Raw genomic sequence first — 17,225 nt, 5'->3', positions numbered from 1 at the left:
GATTATTGATATCCATTATTCATCATAACATCAATTGACAGGTAAACAAAGAACAACAAACTATCAACAATTTGTCCTAATGATGTTCCCATTCTCCTGTAAACACACGGAAATTTGATGATCTTTTGTTCTAGACCTGCTCGTTCAGCAGCTTTCCCCTTTTGATGAATTTGTTGTACAAAAGCGGTAGTATATTAGTATAAATTACCATTTGAGAAGTCTAAAACAGTAGTGTAACATACTATTCCAAGTTAATATAAAGGAGTAACATGATGAAAATTTCCAAGTTTATTGTTATGATTCCTAATTATAGAAGAGAGTTCGGACGATTCATTACGATTTACTGACTATGAAATCGCCCAATATGCAAGTATTGCAGATTTCATCGAAAAAACTTTCCATCACAATAAAATGGTTATGTCAACCACCCCACTATCAGCAACTAAATGGAATTTGCTGTCGTAATTAATTTATTTCTATATATCGAAAATTTGTATTCATTAAAGAAAAAAATATGAACAAACGCAGTGGATTGAAGGGGAAACTATTTTTTAATTTTTATAGGGCTGAACATTCTCTTCCTATTTTTAATACTACGAAAGAAATACCCGAACATCACATAAAAGCACCTCCCTTCCATTGAGGGCGGTGCTTTATGCTATTGACCTATTTCGTGTTGCAATTGCTGTAAAAAGCTTTCCATAAATTGATGACGTTCAAGTGCCATTTGCTTGCCCTTTTCCGTTACCATTAAATCCTTTAGCAGCAATAGCTTTTCGTAAAAGTGAGTGACAGATGACGTATTTTTTTGACGATATTCGGATTCTGACATATGTGTGCGTGCTTCTTCATCCTTATCATAAAGCTTGCGGTCTTTCGCACCACCATAGGCAAATGTTCGTGCGATGCCAATTGCTCCAATCGCATCTAAACGGTCTGCATCACGAACGATTTTTGCTTCCAAAGATGTAGCCACTAGCTCATTTCCACCATTAAACGATACTTGTGCAATACAATCTCGAATATGTTGCTTTTTTTCTTCGCTAACAGGGAGCTCTGCAATGAGCTGTTCCTCCTGTTCCTTACTATCGGTATACTTTTTGTCGCTCACATCATGTAACAGCACCGCAATTTTAACAACCTCGGCATCGGCTGCTGGTTCTGTATGTAAGATCGCTAGCGCATTTTGATAGACACGCTCAATATGCTGAAAATCATGGCTGGCGTCAAACTGTTCATAAATTTCTCGTACTTTACTCATTAAATGATCCATAGTTCAAACTCATTCCCTTCCTACACGATTATACTGTATTTATAGCACTCACGAAAAATAAAAAATCAATAGCTTTTTAATTGACTAATTTTTCAGAATATTATAAGATAAACGTGCAGAACAAACAATTTGTTCTGTACCTCATATTTTTCAGCTTTGTACAAACAGCTATGTGTTTGACAGTATGAATATCAACTTCAGCGGGCTTACAATTGAATAGTATGTTTGCAAGATGACATAAGTAAAGAAAACCAATCATCAAACAAATAAAAGTGAACACTTTCCCTTAGAAATTCTTTGTTTAACCCGCATAGCACTATGTACAGCCGAAAATTGTGAACAACAAGTTAGTTGTTTTTACGACCAAAAGGTTATCATTAAATGGACGCCATGTGTAATTGTTTTTCGTTATTGGTTGTTACCTTCTTCAAGTTGTATGAACGTAGCTCCTCCCTTTAATGAAAATCGTACACGATGATGACTGCCAGTTTATGAAACCACATACATGAGTCGTACAAACACAATGAAGATTCTGTAAACCAAAATTGTAAGAAGCTATAAAGGAAGTAGGAACGATTGTGATAACATGTAATACCTTCCCGCTGAAGGACAAATAAAAGCTGCCCATCTTACAGTCATGTAGATGATGGCAGCTTTTATTATTTATTTTACTATTTAAAAGTAACTCTTACATCACACCCTTGATGACCTCATCAATTTCTTTTAACAACTCTTGATTTTCCATCGTTGAACTTAATTTTAAATGAGATTGATCCACATGGATGACCGCTACTTGCATTCCTTCTTTTATACTCGCACTTGGAACTGGCAACATCTTTTCCGTATCGAATGTCATCATAAGATCTGGAAATTTTGATTGTAACTGCCCTTCTTTCGATAACGTCATATATTCATTCCAGAAAGTCAAATGGTAATCCCCAACGGATAATTTCCCTACATCAAAGCCATTTTCCTTCGTTAATACATAATTTTTTACCTCGCCCGAAACAATATGCTCCCCATTCAACAGTTGTAAAATATTGGACATTTTTTCATCAAAGGTTTGTCCCCTGAGGAAATGATAGCCAAGCTCAATAGCCATTGTAATAGCATTCGGTGCACCATGTTTCTGTAAATACTCTATGGTCACGGGATTCCTCGTTACGCCTACTAATCCTCCAGCTAAAATAGACGCTTGTCGGGCTGTTTTAGCCGTATTTTGTAGATGCCCCTCCACAAACCCTTGAACCGCAAAATCATCTTTGCCACCTGCGTAAAATTGTACAGATTGATAGTCTTGTTGTTCATGGAGATTTAGAGATCCCATAATACCTGTTGGATGTGCCCGCCCATTACATGGAGCATCCACGACGGGCACATGTAATAACACAGACTGCAACCAACCATTAATCGTTGTGATGGCACCATTTTCATTTGTGATGATGCCTTTTAGACGATGATTGGTATGTGCATTCATCTGGCGATAACTCCAGCAAAGCTGTTCGTTCGAAATATATTGTTCGGCTGCTGAAGGTGCGCCTACCATTGCCACACACGCTACTAAATCCTCATCATCTAATTCTGTTATATCGATTATTTGAGGTTCTCCGGCTGCAAAGATTTCCTTCACCAGTTTAAGTCCTTCCTCTAAGAGGCCACCTCCGCCTCCGCCAAGGATTGCTCCTCCATACACAGCAGCAATCCCATCCTCATACGTTAATACTTTTGTCATCGAGCATGACCCTTTCTATTTCCCTATTTTTAGAATAGAAGAGAAGAAGCTATATAAAGCATCCCCAGCAATAACACCTGCTGCAAAGACAGTCATTTCAGATTCTCTCTTACCTTTCGTTACATACGTGAAAATTACACGAAGTAAGATACCTGCTAATACTGCCCATCCAGCAATCGGATTGATCAGTAATAAACCTGTAGCAAAAAGAATACCCATTTGTCGTTTCGAGCCACCAATCAATTGGATCAATGCCCCTGGAATTGCCCAAATCATTAGTTGTTTCGCCACATCCCCTGTAACCCCAGATTGAATAGTTGCCGCATAAACATGGTTAACAGGAGCTACTAAATCTTGTGCAAAATATGATTTGTAGGATAGTAAAACAACAATAGCAGAAATGGAGAACGCCAACATACCAGCGATCATTTGCTGTTTGCGCCCTTCTTTTTCTAGTGCCGGATCACTACCATTTCCACGCAGAATAAAACCAGTTTTTAAATCATAGCCCATATCCGCAAATGCAACCCCTGTAGCTGCACTATAACCTGCTAACAAAGCAAGAGCTGGTGCAGGGAAGCCTATTAAAATACCAACAATCAATGTAATAAATGCCACTGCAAACGCTGGGAACCACCCCGCATGCATGGCCGCAATACCAACGATAAGCTCATGGACAAATGCTGCGATTGTGGCAAAGAGGATGAATCCTATTAGCATCCCAAATGACATATGTGTGATAATACCGCCTAAAACAGCGATTAATAAGGCAATGGCTAAATAAGCAATAAACCCAATACCAAAGGCTTGGCGAATTTCTTTTGCATCCTTTGAATAGATTAACTCTTCTGACTTTTTAATCGATTTTTTATTTAGTAAAGCAAAGGCTACTTGGAAAAGTGCCACAATCCCAGCACCAATCATAACCCCATGCGGAATATAATAAGCATTTAAGTCGACATTAAATAATTGAACAGAATAGCCTCTTAGTAGAAGCCCAACCCCAAACATTGTTAGTGCCCAAATATTGCCAATAAACGCTACCCCAAAAGCTGACATTGGAATTTTAAGAACAGACCCCACAATACCAATTAACACACCACCGATTAATACTTTGGCATTTTTACCACCTTTATCGCCCGCTTTAATAGCTTCAGCAGTTGCAATCCCTGGTGGCCAAGTACCTGTTGCTGGGAAAATCTTTGTATCAAAAAATTTATATAATAATAAAGCATCCACAAACATCGCTAAAATAACACCGATAAACAAAGGTAATACTAAATTTTCATAGCCCAAAACATAGGGAATACCAATTGGCAGCATTAAGCTACTCGCTGCACTAAATGTTGCGGCTGAAATGGCCGTTTGGATTATATTTTGTCTATGCACAGATTTAAATGCAATGAGCTTGCCAATTGGGATTCTTCCTAGAATCATCGCAAATATTGCCCCTACGATAGACGTATTAGCAGAAATCCCTAAAGTTGTAATCAGTTGTATCCCGATAATAGCCCCAACTACAGATGTAAAGACAATCATGAGTAGAGTCATAGGCTCCAAAGCCCGTGGGTGTAATACTTTATTATTCATACTGTCAGCTCCCCTATTGCTGTTATAGTTTTGAAATATGCGATTGTATCTGTTGAACTACTTTTACTAACTGGTCAAGCATATATTTCTCCCTTTGATCATCTATATCATATACTAATCCAGAAATTGTAAGAGATGCGATAATTTCTTTTTTATAGTTGAATAACGGTACACTGATGCCAAAAGCATGTTCATTGTATTCACCAACGGTTATACACCATTTTTGTTGGCGTATACTTTGTAGATCTTCCCTTAATGTCTCAAAAAATTCCATATGCTCCTCTTTCGATTGCTTGTTTTGAAAAAAAGCTATTAATTCAAGCTGTCTATCCTCTTCTAAAAAGGCGAACATGACTTTACAGGAAGCACCGATGTAAAGGGGTGTCTTAGTTCCTAAAGACACCGCATACTTTACATTTTTATTACTTTCGGCAATTTTTGTTGTGACACCATATTCATTGTCCATGTAAGTGAGAAATACCGATTCGTTTATTTCATTTGCAAGATTTTGCATTAATTCATAAATAGTCGAGTGTGGGTCCATTGTATGTGAGAGCACATCATAAAAAAGGAACATTTTGTAGCCTAATTTATACTTTTTTGTACCTTCATCCTGTAATAAATAACCCGTTTCTGTAAATGTATTAATGGCTCTTTGTACGACACTTGTCGGCATTTTCATCATGCGCGAAATTTCACGAACACCTAATGCATTTTCTGTCGTCGCAAAACACTCTAGTATATCTAATGAGTTTTTTAATGTCTTGACAGTCATATATTTCTCCCTTTAAGCGTTTTGATAACCGTAATGCTTTTTCGCTACTTCTACCGAAATATATTCATTTAACACATCACGCTCAATAGCCTCTTTACTTCTTTCAAGTGGATTTCCATAGCCACCACCTGTTGCTGTAACAAGCTCAATACGATCGCCTTTTTGCAATTCATAATTGGCTAGTACGCCAACTGGTCCAATCGTAGAGCCATCCTTTTTATGAACGATTAAATAGTTATGAGAGCCTTCGCCTCCTCCACTTAAACCGAATGGAGCGAATTGGTGTCTCCCTAAGTTGACTGAAACCTTTTGACCATCATTATTAATTGTATAGACACGGCGTACACCTAAGCCACCTCTAAATTGGCCTGTACCTGCACCGTCACAGTTTAAGCTATATTCATCAATTTGAATGCCATATTTCGTTTCTGCAATTTCAACAGGTAAATTATAGGTTTCACCGTCTCCCATACAATATTGCCCGCTTTGACCATCTTCATCATTTGATGCTCCCCAACCACCAACAGATGGTTCAACGATAAGGAAGGACTCATCATTTTCAGGATTTTTACCTGTTAGAATAAATGTACAAACGGATTGTAAATGTCCAGCAGATAATCTTTCTGGTAAATGTGGCGCAAGTGCTTTCCAAATTAAATCAGCTGCCCCAATACGTGCCTCAAAGTTCATGGATACAGGATGTGGGCGCTTAGCCGAGACAATGGAATTTTCATCCGTTAAAATAGTTAAGCGTTTAAAGACTCCCTCATTAATGACATCTATATCACCTAGTAATGCTAGGAACATCACACGCACACTTGCCATTAAACCAAATTTGGAGCAGTTTACTGGCACATTTACCGCTGGGTGGGAGCCTCTAAAATCACAAATAAATTCTTCATCACTAATCGTTACTTTCACTTTAATCGGGTATGGTCCACCCTTTAATGGATCTCCCTCAATAAAGTCCTCTGCATAAAACTTACCTTTAGGCAAATGCTGCAGCTCTAGCTCTACAATTTTTTCTCCTTTGTCCAATAATTTTTGAATCGACAATTTCACCGATTCAGCACCAAACTTTTGACAAAGCTCTGTGATTCGCTTTTCGCCTGTTTTTAAGGCGGCCACTTGTGCAAACATATCGCCGATAGATAGCTCTGGTAAACGAACATTTGTAGAAATAATCTCATAAATGGCTTCGTTCAATTCGCCTTTATGATAAAGTTTGACACCAGGCAGTTGTAGACCTTCCTGATAAATTTCATTAGAATTACTTGTAAATGAACCAGGGTCCATGCCCCCTACCTCTGTCCAGTGTGCTTTATTGGCAGAGTAAGCAATAATTTCACCTTGATAAAAGATGGGAAGCACTAAGCCAACATCTGATAAATGCGAGCCTCCCCCTACATACGGGTCATTAATAATAATGACATCGCCCTCATGCAACCTTTGACCATTATCGAATTTTTCAATTACTCTCTGCACCATTGGACTTAGCATACCAATAAAGCTTGTAACACCATTTCCTTGGCTAATTAAGTTCCCCTGTGCATCTGTTAAACCACAAGCATAGTCTAATACTTCATAGATTACGGGACTCATAGAAGAGCGCGCTAGAGCGACAAACATTTCATCCCCTATGGCTAGCAATGAATCCTGAATAATCTCTACAGCAAAAACGTCTTTTTTCATGATTTATTTTCCCTCCATCTCTACAATCAAATTTCCATATTTATCAATTTCTATGGATTGCTTTTCATTGATCACGACTGTAGATGTTGGATTTTCAACGATAGCAGGGCCTGTAATGACATAACCCGGAGCAAGCTTTTGTTGATCATAAACATTGACCTCAACCCACCCCTTTTCTTTTACATATAAGTTGCGTTTTGTTTTAATACAAGTTGACACATCAATATGAGAGAAATCTAATTCTTTAAATTGAACAGCCTCATCTTTTCCATAGATGGTAAGATGTAGATTCACTAATTCTATTGGAGTAGTTGGTAAATCGAATGAAAATTCTTGTTTATGTTTTACATGGAACGCTTCAGCCAATTGGAGAAGCCCTTTATCATCAATTGTGATATTCGATGCGTTCAATTTAACTGCATGCTCTTGGCCTTTATAACGTAAGTCATAATTAATTTCGAAATAATAATGCTCTTTCGATAAAGGTGCGTCTGCATAGGCACTTTCAATAGCTTGATTAATATTCGCTTGAATGTCAGCAAGATGCACGTGATCAAAGTCCATTAAACTTGTTTGAATATAGTCTTGGCGATATTCTGTCATCATCATTCCTAATGCAGAAAAGACAGAAGAGCCATAAGGGATAATGACCTTTTTCATGCCTAATTCCTCTGCTAAATTAATAGCATGTAGTGGACCACCACCACCAAAGGCAACCATTGTAAAATCTTCTGGGTCATAGCCTTTACGAATGGAAATGAGCTTCAACGCATTTAACATATTAGAATTCGCAATATCTAAAATACCTTGCGCTGCTTCCTCGGCTGAGACATGAAACGGTTTCGCAATCGCTTCAATAAGTGCCTCCTCCACTTTGTCAATAGAAACTGGATTATCGAAGTTTGCTAATGATAATCTTCCCAAATAAACATTAGCATCTGTAATTGTTGGCTGTGTATTACCTAACCCATAGGCTACTGGACCTGGGTTTGCCCCAGCAGAATCTGGACCAACCTTTAAGGAACCGAACTGGTCCACACGAGCGATAGAGCCCCCACCATTGCCGATTTCCACTATATCTACAACTGGTGTTTTAATGGGATAGCCAGCAAATTTTTCATTTCTTTCAATATAGTAATCTGTCGTAACATTTACTTTGCCATCTGTAATAAGTGAGCATTTCGCTGTCGTCCCCCCCACATCAAAGGCGATAATATTGGATTCATTTAGAAGCTCACCTAATTTTGCAGCTCCAAACATTCCGGCTACAGGGCCAGATTCTACTAGATTGATTGGCAGCTCCATCGCTTTATCAAAGCTTGTTGTACCACCATTTGATTGCATAATTTTCAAATGGTCGGTAATACCAATTGTACTTAATTTTTCTTTTAAGCTTTTTAAATAAGCATGAGCAATTGGCTTTACATATGAATTTAAAACAGTTGTATTGGTTCTTTCATATTCACGATATTCTTTAATGGTTTCGCTTGAAAGCGTAATATACACCTCAGGCCAAATGTTCAATATTTCTTCTTTTAATTGCTGCTCGTGAATGGGATTTTTATAGCCATGAATTAAGGAAATGGCAATTGCCTCTACACCTAACTCCTTAAATTGACGGACAATCTTACCAACTTCATCCCTATTAAGCGCTTTCATAATATTTCCTTTAAAATCAATGCGTTCATCAATTTCTTGTCGTAAATAACGCTCTACAAAAGGTGCTGGCTTTGTATATTTAAAATTATATAAGTCTGGTCGGTTACCACGTGCAATTTCTAATACATCACGGAAGCCTTTTGTTGTAATTAATCCAACTACGCCCCCTTTTCTCTCTGTTAATGTATTGATAATAACAGTAGAACCATGAATAAATGATTCAATGAGAGAATCCTCTGTTACATGTCGTCCTAATACGTTTAATATACCATCCTCAAAATGCCCTGGCGTCGTATGCCCCTTGTCAAAATGAAGATTTCCTTTCTCATCTGTATAAACTAGGTCGGTAAAAGTACCGCCAATATCTGTTGCGATTTTCAAGACTCCATCCCTCCGCGTTCCTATAATCGGTACAGTGTTCCGAATTAGAATTAAGTAAATTATATTTAAAATAAAAAGAAAATTCAATGTATTTTTTAAATAAAAATTCATTTGACAATTGCACAGCGTTGTAAAATTCCGCTTTTCCTTTCCAATATTAGATAATTATAAATAAAAATTACCAAACACATTTATATAAGGAAGCTTCTCGAGTTTGTAATGGCATGAAAAGAAATCCTAGTTTTTAAACTAGAAACTTAAATTTTCTAAAAAAGTGATGATGAATGTTTAGACAATTTTCAACTATAAGGGGAGATGCCTATTTTAGTGGCACTGGTGGGAGAAATAGTAGTGAAATAAAAAATGTTTAGGCTCCTATCAGCCAACCAATAAAAAAAGCTGCCCCTATTTTAAAGGGCAGCCTTTCAACATTTTATTAGAACAATCCTACCGCATGTCCGTCATTGTCGACATTCATGCGTAACGCAGCAGGAGCTTTTGGTAAGCCCGGCATTGTCATAATATCGCCTGTCAGGCAAACTAGGAAACCTGCACCTAGCTTCGGTATCACCTCACGAATTGTCACTGTAAAGCCTTCAGGACGTCCAAGTAAACTTGGTTGATCGGATAAAGAGTATTGCGTTTTCGCCATGCAAATCGGCAAAGAATCCCAGCCAAATTTTTCGATTTGAGCCATTTGTTTTTTAGCTTGGTCAGTGAATTGGACATCTTTCCCACCATATACCTTTTGTACAATAGTGCGTACTTTTTCTTCAATGGATTCTGTTACATCATATAATGGTGAGAAGTTGTTTTCTTCTTCCAACACAGCTAGTACTTGTTCAGCTAAGGCTACTCCACCTTTACCGCCCTCTTCCCAGACATTTGTTCGGGCAATACGTACATGGTTTTCTTGGCACCAGTTTAGAACTGCTTCCAGCTCTGCCTCTGTGTCTGTAATGAAACGATTTAATGCAATAATCGGTTCAACACCAAATGTACGTACCGTGTCGACGTGTTTAGCTAAATTTTCAATCCCTTGGAGCAGTGCTTCCACATTTTCACCGACAAGTGATGTTTTTGGAACACCACCGTGCATTTTTAATGCACGAATCGTTGCTACAATCACAACGGCACTTGGCTTAAAGCCTGCTTTACGTGCTTTAATATTCATGAACTTTTCAGCACCTAAATCAGAGCCGAAGCCCGCTTCCGTCACCACAATATCCGCTAGTTTACGAGCAGTTTGTGTCGCCATAATGGAGTTACAGCCGTGGGCAATATTTGCAAATGGACCACCGTGTATAATTGCTGGTGTCCCTTCCAATGTTTGTACTAAGTTTGGCTTAAAGGCATCCTTTAATAATAATGTTAAGGCACCCTCTACCTGTAAATCACGCACAAAGACAGGCTCACGCTCAAAGGTATAGCCAATCACGATGCTAGCGATGCGTTCGCGCAAATCCTCAATACTTGTTGCTAAACAGAACACTGCCATAATTTCCGAGGCAACCGTAATATCAAAGCCATCTTCACGCGGCATGCCCTGAACAGGTCCACCTAATCCCACAATCACTTTACGTAATGAGCGATCATTCAAATCCATCACACGTTTCCAAATAATACGTCGTGGATCAATGTTTAAGACATTCCCTTGGTGGATATGATTATCAATAAATGCAGATAAAGCATTGTTGGCTGTTGTTATCGCATGAAGATCACCAGTGAAGTGTAAGTTAATATCCTCCATTGGTACAACCTGTGCGTAGCCCCCACCAGTTGCGCCACCTTTTACGCCCATTACTGGACCAAGCGAAGGTTCACGTAACGCTACCATCACTTTCTTATTTAATTGATGAAGGGCATCAGCTAGTCCTACAGTCACAGTTGACTTTCCTTCACCTGCTGGGGTTGGACTAATAGCTGACACTAACACAACCTTTGCGTCCTCACCTTGAGCTGTAATTTTTAATGGGTCAATCTTTGCTTTGTAGCGGCCATACTGCTCAAGTGCATCCTCTGGAATACCTGCAGCATGGGCAATTTCCGTAATAGGTTTGATTACTGCTTGACTCGCGATTTCTAAATCTGTTAATGGTTGATTTTTCGTTGTCATTTGGCATCCTACTTTCTATGTTGTTCATTTCCATTATAGTCTTAATTGTGAAAAAAAAGAAAGCCAGATATGCTCGCATTCCGACAATCAATTGACATTTTTGTTCAATTCATGTATGTTCTAAGAGAAAATGCTATTTTTTCACATTTTCTCATTGATAGCACGATTTCTTTAACTTTATTTTACTTTCAAGCGCATTGGAGGCGAATGCTTATGCAACAGGGGATCGTAAAGTGGTTCAATAATGAAAAGGGCTATGGCTTTATTGAATGTGATGATGGAGAAGATGTATTTGTACATTTTACGGGCATCCAGGAGGAAGGCTTCCGTACACTTGAAGAAGGTCAAAAGGTTTCATTTGATGTTGTGGAAGGCAATCGCGGCCCGCAAGCATCAAATGTTGTAAAATTATAAGCTAGGAAACTGAAGGTGGATGAAATATTTAAAAATAGTTCAATCCGCTTTTTGACATGTTTACACATAAAAATCCACTTCAACGATTGAAGTGGATTTTTAATTTATCTATTAATCCAATAAAAAGCACCTGGACAAACTAATGTTTCCTTGGTTCTGTGTGGATCGTTCAATGTTACACCGATAGGCCCTTCTTTTAAATGCCCGAGCGTCATGCTAGATGCTGCCGCTTCCTCATAAAAATCCAAGCGCATATTCGGTAGCTGTAGAGACACAAACTGCTCATGCTGCACAAACTTGGGTAGCTGTAATACCTTCTGCCAAAGCTGCACCGTCTTCTCCACATCCCTGACATAAAACTGAATCGATTCCATGGTAATAGCTTGCGTTTCATCAATCGCGCCACTAGCTTTTAATTGAGCAAGACGTTTCTCATCTTCATCTGCCCATTCAATTAAGAATGGGAAATCCAATGCAAGGTCAGCCCTGCCAAAATGCAATAGCTTCCATTCGATTATCGTGCCATCTGGTCTTGTTCGACTACAAGCATCGGGACCATATACATCAAAGCCCAATGCACGCAATCGTTGACCCTCTTCTTCAATATTTTGGGTGCGCAAGGCAATTCGTGAAAATCCTTGGCGCTCATGATTACGTTTAAACGTATAATGTAGGGAATATGGGTACTGGGCCGCTTGCTCAAATAAATCACGATCATAAATAGCGATTTGTTCAATATAGCTTAAGCCAAAGTAGCTTAGCGTATTGTAAGTCCCCCACATCGTGTGTTGACCACCGTTCACTGTATGGACATTTCGTTTATTGAAGAAAACCTTTATATTTTCCGGAGATTCTACTTGATGTACCAGATGATCAAAATATAAAGTCATGGCAATTCCCCTTTCTTTCCCCCATTAGCTTTACCTAGATGTGTAATTGATTTAATATTTACTTAAGAAAAGGAGTTACTAGCTGGTATGAAAAAAAGTGCAATTTCCCTACTAACTCCGTTAACTAATTTATTACTCACTATAAAGAGGTGATTTGAATGACAGATCATGTAGCTGCTTTTAAATTGGCATTAGGTAACTATCCTACAGGTGTAACGGTTGTTACAGCATGTCATGAAACGAATCCAATTGGCTTAACCGTCAATTCTTTTGCATCTGTTTCCATTGACCCACTACTTATTTTATGGTCACTGGATAAAAAATCTCAGCTCCATCCTTATTTTATGGGTGCTGGAAAATTCGCTGTTAATATTTTAGCGAGTGATCAAGAGCATTTATGTACATTATTTGCAAGTAAAGTCCCAGATCGCTTTGCTCAGGCAAAATGGTCTACTTCATCATTTGGGCTACCGATTTTACATGATACAGCAGCTATTTTACAATGTAAATCATTTCAACAGATAGATGCTGGCGATCATACTATTTTTATTGGGCAAGTACTAGATATTACAAATTCTCAAAAGGAACCGCTTCTCTACCATCGCCGTCATATCGGTCAGATTCCAAAAAGCTTTTATAGCTAATTCTCATAAAAAAAGGGCCACTTGTAAGCAACGGAAACCATGCTTATTGGTGGCCTTTTCACATCGTTCATCTGAAATGATCTTTATTTCTTTTGTGGAAATCTCTGCTTTTCAAGCCTATTAATTTGAACAATTACACCATCCTGAATCGTAATATGCACTTCACCAAATTCAAGATTTTGAATGGCCTTTGCAATAGCCTCTAATTTCTTATCTTCTACCTTTGTCGACTGAGCCATACGATACACCCCTTCTTTCTGATTCTTGTTGTACAAAAGAGGCCAATGCATCAAGCTAATTGATAGCCCCTCCTATCTCTCAGATACATCTGTTGGATTTGGCACCTATTTTTTCGGTTGCCGAGGCTTCATTGGGCCAGGTCCCTCCACCTCTCTCGATAAGAGTACTGCGTTTCTTGAAAATAATTCTATAATTCTGTTATACGATTGTCAATATAAAATATTAGAAAACCTAGCTGAATACTTTGTAATGTGTATTTTAGATTAGAAAACTGCCTATACCTAAAGTATTTTATGCCTAATCAGTAAGAAATAGATGGCTATCTACTAATTTATTTCGAACTCCATTTCCTCATCAAGGATTCAAGTGGACCGCGATGATGTTTAGCTCTCCACCAAACAGAAGTAAACACACATCCTAAAAAGTAACAGCAGGCATACAGCATGGAAAAAGCAAGCGTTTGATTCTCCAGCTTTTGGCAAACAATTAGTATCCCAATCCCTATAAAAACATGGCCAACATAATGGGTTAAAGACATTTGCCCGGTTAAGATGAAAGCTTCAATGACTTTATTTTTACATGTCTCTACAAGATAGATGGAGCCTACAATGAGGACTATAGCCGAAGCCGAATTAGATAGGACATACATCATATTTGGTGGAATCGGTCCCGTATCAAATAAATACAATGCACTCTCTACATCTAATAAATGGATGGTTGTTGTTATCTTAATAAATAATGTTGAAAAAGTCTCAGTCATTATGACTAGCAATAAACCTGTCACTAGTAAGATTTTTCTTATAGTACGATTTGTTAAATCTAATGTGCCGATTAACATCCCCATCAGAAAGAAGCAAATCCAGGGGAATAGTGGGTGATAGCCATTAAACATCAAATTTCTTATAAATCCTGCTGGTGTCCAAAAATCAAGATACTCTAGTAAGACATATGTTGGATGCCAACCAGCAAGGTAATTAAATTGAATTTGAAGCCATTGTGAAAGGATGAGGATAGCACCTATGATGAAGATCATCATTTTCTTGGATTGCGCAATCAGACATGCGGCCACAAACATATACACGCCATAATAATGTAATATATCTCCTGTCCAGCCGATCACATATAATATTAGCCCAATCGTAAATAACAAAAACGACCTTTTCCATAAAGTAAGTCGATTCTGACGAAGAAGCAGTGGGTCCTTAGTCTCTCTAGCCTGACGAGTCATTAAAGCTATCCCTATTCCTGCTAACATGACAAATACAGCGGAAGCACGCCCCTCGAAAAGATTTTGTAAGGTAATCATCCATGCTGAACCATTCGTTGTAGAACCTGTTATGACTCCAAAATTTACAATGAACATCCCTAGCATGGCGAGAGCTCTTGCAAAATCAAGACCTTCAATGCGCCGATTGTTATTGATCATTTTTGTCCCCTTGGATAACGCTATGTACTGCCTCCTTCCAAATAGCTCTATAGTTCAATTGGTTGCCTGTTAACATGAAATTACCGATATTATCATAAACCAGGGCTAGCATCTGTGCCTTTGCTTCTATATGGGGAGTATCCTCTAGCACCCCTAGCTTCACGCCATATCGTAGGACTTCAACAAAGCTTGTTAAAAAGCTAGTTTCTAGCTCCACTAATTGTTTCTTATAGTTTTCATCGCGAGCTGCTAATAGTACATATTGATTAAATATTTTATTAAAATAAGGATCCTTCCCCTGCGCTTCAATAGACTTATAGCCTAGCTCGAGTAATTTCTCCTTGAAATTCGTATGAGAAAGCTCCTTATAATTCACAGCGATATCCTGTTGAATTTCTTTATACAGTGCATCAAATAAGTAAGAAATTAATTGATCCTTTGATTGAAAATAATAGTAAATGGCTGGTTTTGATATACCGACCTCTGCAGCAATCATTGCTAAACTTGTTTTTTCAAACCCTTTAGTTGCAAACATCACATAAGCCACATCTATGATTTTTTGAAAAGTTTGTTCTTTATTCCCCATTATAATCCTCCTTTTTTACCGACCGTTAAGTAAATAATAAATGATACTCCGCTTTTAAACAAGAAAAAACTGTGTAGAAATATTTCTCTACACAGTTCATATTTATTGATTTTGCAAATACAGCATTAAAGCTTCGGCTGTTTTTTGCTTGCCCATTACTTTAGTTGGCTGTCCATCAGCAGGTACAATCCAATGGGGCTCGTCCCCGCCATATAAAGACTGAGAGCTATTGGCTACCATTAATTGAGCATGGGCTGTTTCCATTCGCAGTCGTGCACGTGCTAACAAAAACTCCTCGTCATTGGTTGCTTCTAGCTTAAACCCTACTAACGTCACATTTGGTTGCCAGCCCTTGATTTGTCCTAAGACTTTCGGCGCCTTTTTAAAATGAATAATAGGTGGCTCATCGGAAGGCATTTTCCCTGCTTCCTCCATCAAGTTGCCCGATTGATCATACACTTTATCAATGACCCAATCGGAGCCAGCAGCAGCCATAATCACAATATCAACATGTTCTTGTTGGACAGCATGACGAACTTTTTCTCCTAAATCGTCAATGCCCTCAAATTTAATCAATTTCATTTGATCGTGATTCACTGGAAGCTGTGCAAAATAGCCATGCATATATACTACATTAGCACCAGCAGCGAGTGCCGCCTCCGCTAAATAACAGCCCATTGTCCCTTTTGATAAATTCGTGTGCCCTCGTACACGATCCCATTTTTCAAGTGTTCCCCCACTTGTAATGAGTACGGTTTTACCTTGTAATGTCCCCATCCACTCACCTATTTTCTAAAATATATACACCTACTATTTTACCGTAATGCACGGATAGGCTTCAATAGATTCCATCAGACTGCACTTTTTTGTTCCATCAGCCATGCACTTAAAATCTCCGCAAATTTCTTTGTTACAGGTGATGCATTATGCTTCATGGCAATTCCGATTGTACGGTAGGCACCTTGCTTTAGTGGAATTGCTTTTAATGTAGGCGGCAAATTTTGAATGACCAATTGTGGTAAAATACTGATTCCTAGTTGATGAGAAATCATAGAAACAATACCTACCTCCTCTGAAAGTTCAAAGCGAATATTTGGCTTCACATGATATTGTTCCAACAACACTTTGACATCATTGGTCCCTTTATAGGAAGTCATAATAAAAGGCATATCTTCCAAATCAACAATATCTATCTCTGACTTATTAAATAGTGGGCTTTTATCTGAAACGATACATAATAAGGGATCCTGCTGTAATTCTGTATATTGATATTGCTCAGATTTTTGACCATTTAAAAATCCTGCCTCAATTTCCCCACTAAGTAACCATTGTTCAATTTCGTAATAATCTCCCTCGCGTAATTCCACCTGTATTCCAGGAAACTGATTGTCCATAATCCTAATAATTTCTGGCATCCAATTAGAAGATATACTTGAAATAACGCCAATACGGACGTTTCCTCTTGTCACTCCATGAATATGAGCTGCCTCTTGTTGCAATAATTCCTGTGCGTCTAAAACCTGACGCATTGCCCTTAGCATTGTTTGCCCCTCACTCGTTAGGGTGACACCGGCTCTACTTCGATGTATTAAGGCAAACCCAAATTCTTTTTCTAAACTTGATACGGCATGACTGACAGCAGACTGAGTTAATCCTAGTGCATCTGCTGCTTTTGTAAAGCTTGCGACTTCTGCTACCTTTGTTAAAATCTCATATTTTACTAAGCTCATCGGCATTCCCTCTACATACATGAATTTTTTTAATCCTAATCATTATAAACATTCGTTTTACTAATCTCAATACAACA

Annotated in this window: 15 protein-coding genes and 1 riboswitch; of the genes, 2 read left to right on the top strand and 13 right to left on the bottom strand. The window is 38.3% G+C overall.

Translation table 11 applies throughout. From position 1 onward, the window contains the following. Positions 1-658: 658 nt before the first annotated feature. From AC3CH7_RS14100 to AC3CH7_RS14070, 7 genes are all read right to left on the bottom strand, one after another. A complete protein-coding gene (locus AC3CH7_RS14100; RefSeq protein WP_031419547.1) occupies positions 659-1,273 on the bottom strand; it encodes an HD domain-containing protein in 615 nt (204 codons plus the stop codon). Between the two features lie 688 nt (positions 1,274-1,961). Then, positions 1,962-3,005: an S-methyl thiohydantoin desulfurase domain-containing protein gene (locus AC3CH7_RS14095; RefSeq protein ID WP_031419545.1), complete on the bottom strand. Its 1,044-nt coding sequence runs from the start codon at positions 3,003-3,005 to the stop codon at positions 1,962-1,964. Between the two features lie 15 nt (positions 3,006-3,020). Next, positions 3,021-4,595 (bottom strand): OPT/YSL family transporter, encoded by a 1,575-nt coding sequence (locus AC3CH7_RS14090; RefSeq protein ID WP_036167873.1) that lies wholly within the window; start codon positions 4,593-4,595, stop codon positions 3,021-3,023. A gap of 22 nt (positions 4,596-4,617) precedes the next feature. Then, entirely contained in the window at positions 4,618-5,370 is a 753-nt protein-coding gene (locus tag AC3CH7_RS14085; protein WP_036167870.1) for an IclR family transcriptional regulator, read from the bottom strand. Between the two features lie 12 nt (positions 5,371-5,382). Next, positions 5,383-7,062: a hydantoinase B/oxoprolinase family protein gene (locus AC3CH7_RS14080; protein WP_012293860.1), complete on the bottom strand. Its 1,680-nt coding sequence runs from the start codon at positions 7,060-7,062 to the stop codon at positions 5,383-5,385. A gap of 3 nt (positions 7,063-7,065) precedes the next feature. Continuing rightward, positions 7,066-9,102: a hydantoinase/oxoprolinase family protein gene (locus tag AC3CH7_RS14075; RefSeq protein ID WP_036167864.1), complete on the bottom strand. Its 2,037-nt coding sequence runs from the start codon at positions 9,100-9,102 to the stop codon at positions 7,066-7,068. Between the two features lie 436 nt (positions 9,103-9,538). Then, complete coding sequence (locus tag AC3CH7_RS14070; protein WP_031419539.1) at positions 9,539-11,218, bottom strand: formate--tetrahydrofolate ligase; 1,680 nt, start codon at positions 11,216-11,218, stop codon at positions 9,539-9,541. A 213-nt stretch (positions 11,219-11,431) separates the two neighbouring features. Between AC3CH7_RS14070 and AC3CH7_RS14065 the strand changes: the two genes are divergently transcribed. Next, the gene (locus AC3CH7_RS14065) at positions 11,432-11,632 is read left to right on the top strand and encodes a cold-shock protein (RefSeq protein ID WP_004269397.1); all 201 of its coding nucleotides are present in this window, start codon (positions 11,432-11,434) and stop codon (positions 11,630-11,632) included. Between the two features lie 104 nt (positions 11,633-11,736). Here AC3CH7_RS14065 and AC3CH7_RS14060 read toward each other — a convergent pair whose 3' ends face one another. Continuing rightward, complete coding sequence (locus AC3CH7_RS14060; RefSeq protein WP_031419536.1) at positions 11,737-12,522, bottom strand: VOC family protein; 786 nt, start codon at positions 12,520-12,522, stop codon at positions 11,737-11,739. 158 nt (positions 12,523-12,680) lie between these two features. Here AC3CH7_RS14060 and AC3CH7_RS14055 point away from each other — a divergent pair, with 158 nt between their 5' ends. Further along, a complete protein-coding gene (locus AC3CH7_RS14055; RefSeq protein ID WP_012293854.1) occupies positions 12,681-13,166 on the top strand; it encodes a flavin reductase family protein in 486 nt (161 codons plus the stop codon). A gap of 83 nt (positions 13,167-13,249) precedes the next feature. Here AC3CH7_RS14055 and AC3CH7_RS14050 read toward each other — a convergent pair whose 3' ends face one another. The 5 genes from AC3CH7_RS14050 to AC3CH7_RS14030 form a co-directional block, all read right to left on the bottom strand. Next, positions 13,250-13,405, bottom strand: a complete 156-nt coding sequence (locus AC3CH7_RS14050) for a YezD family protein (RefSeq protein ID WP_012293853.1) — start codon at positions 13,403-13,405, stop codon at positions 13,250-13,252. A 69-nt stretch (positions 13,406-13,474) separates the two neighbouring features. Continuing rightward, positions 13,475-13,570: riboswitch (SAM riboswitch) on the bottom strand. 167 nt (positions 13,571-13,737) lie between these two features. Beyond that, positions 13,738-14,832 (bottom strand): DUF418 domain-containing protein, encoded by a 1,095-nt coding sequence (locus AC3CH7_RS14045; protein WP_036170277.1) that lies wholly within the window; start codon positions 14,830-14,832, stop codon positions 13,738-13,740. Further along, positions 14,822-15,418, bottom strand: coding sequence for a TetR/AcrR family transcriptional regulator (locus AC3CH7_RS14040; RefSeq protein ID WP_031419533.1), 597 nt, complete (start codon positions 15,416-15,418; stop codon positions 14,822-14,824). Before AC3CH7_RS14040 ends, AC3CH7_RS14045 begins: the two co-directional genes overlap by 11 nt. A 102-nt stretch (positions 15,419-15,520) precedes the next feature. Next, positions 15,521-16,195: a phosphopantothenoylcysteine decarboxylase domain-containing protein gene (locus AC3CH7_RS14035; RefSeq protein ID WP_031419532.1), complete on the bottom strand. Its 675-nt coding sequence runs from the start codon at positions 16,193-16,195 to the stop codon at positions 15,521-15,523. 74 nt (positions 16,196-16,269) lie between these two features. Next, entirely contained in the window at positions 16,270-17,148 is an 879-nt protein-coding gene (locus AC3CH7_RS14030; protein ID WP_031419531.1) for a LysR family transcriptional regulator, read from the bottom strand. Between the last annotated feature and the right edge of the window lie 77 nt (positions 17,149-17,225).

The sequence above is a fragment of the Lysinibacillus sp. F12 genome (genome assembly GCF_057773605.1).
Note: the sequence above shows the minus strand (reverse complement) of the source record. Positions and strands in the feature narration are given on the sequence as shown.

Bases quoted from the DNA above. Each gene is read 5' to 3' on its own strand.
- AC3CH7_RS14100 (WP_031419547.1), bottom strand. From the start codon at position 1,273: ATGGATCATTTAATGAGTAAAGTACGAGAAATTTATGAACAGTTTGAC.
- AC3CH7_RS14095 (WP_031419545.1), bottom strand. From the start codon at position 3,005: ATGACAAAAGTATTAACGTATGAGGATGGGATTGCTGCTGTGTATGGA.
- AC3CH7_RS14090 (WP_036167873.1), bottom strand. From the start codon at position 4,595: ATGAATAATAAAGTATTACACCCACGGGCTTTGGAGCCTATGACTCTA.
- AC3CH7_RS14085 (WP_036167870.1), bottom strand. From the start codon at position 5,370: ATGACTGTCAAGACATTAAAAAACTCATTAGATATACTAGAGTGTTTT.
- AC3CH7_RS14080 (WP_012293860.1), bottom strand. From the start codon at position 7,062: ATGAAAAAAGACGTTTTTGCTGTAGAGATTATTCAGGATTCATTGCTA.
- AC3CH7_RS14070 (WP_031419539.1), bottom strand. From the start codon at position 11,218: ATGACAACGAAAAATCAACCATTAACAGATTTAGAAATCGCGAGTCAA.
- AC3CH7_RS14065 (WP_004269397.1), top strand. From the start codon at position 11,432: ATGCAACAGGGGATCGTAAAGTGGTTCAATAATGAAAAGGGCTATGGC.
- AC3CH7_RS14060 (WP_031419536.1), bottom strand. From the start codon at position 12,522: ATGACTTTATATTTTGATCATCTGGTACATCAAGTAGAATCTCCGGAA.
- AC3CH7_RS14055 (WP_012293854.1), top strand. From the start codon at position 12,681: ATGACAGATCATGTAGCTGCTTTTAAATTGGCATTAGGTAACTATCCT.
- AC3CH7_RS14050 (WP_012293853.1), bottom strand. From the start codon at position 13,405: ATGGCTCAGTCGACAAAGGTAGAAGATAAGAAATTAGAGGCTATTGCA.
- AC3CH7_RS14045 (WP_036170277.1), bottom strand. From the start codon at position 14,832: ATGATCAATAACAATCGGCGCATTGAAGGTCTTGATTTTGCAAGAGCT.
- AC3CH7_RS14040 (WP_031419533.1), bottom strand. From the start codon at position 15,418: ATGGGGAATAAAGAACAAACTTTTCAAAAAATCATAGATGTGGCTTAT.
- AC3CH7_RS14035 (WP_031419532.1), bottom strand. From the start codon at position 16,195: ATGGGGACATTACAAGGTAAAACCGTACTCATTACAAGTGGGGGAACA.
- AC3CH7_RS14030 (WP_031419531.1), bottom strand. From the start codon at position 17,148: ATGAGCTTAGTAAAATATGAGATTTTAACAAAGGTAGCAGAAGTCGCA.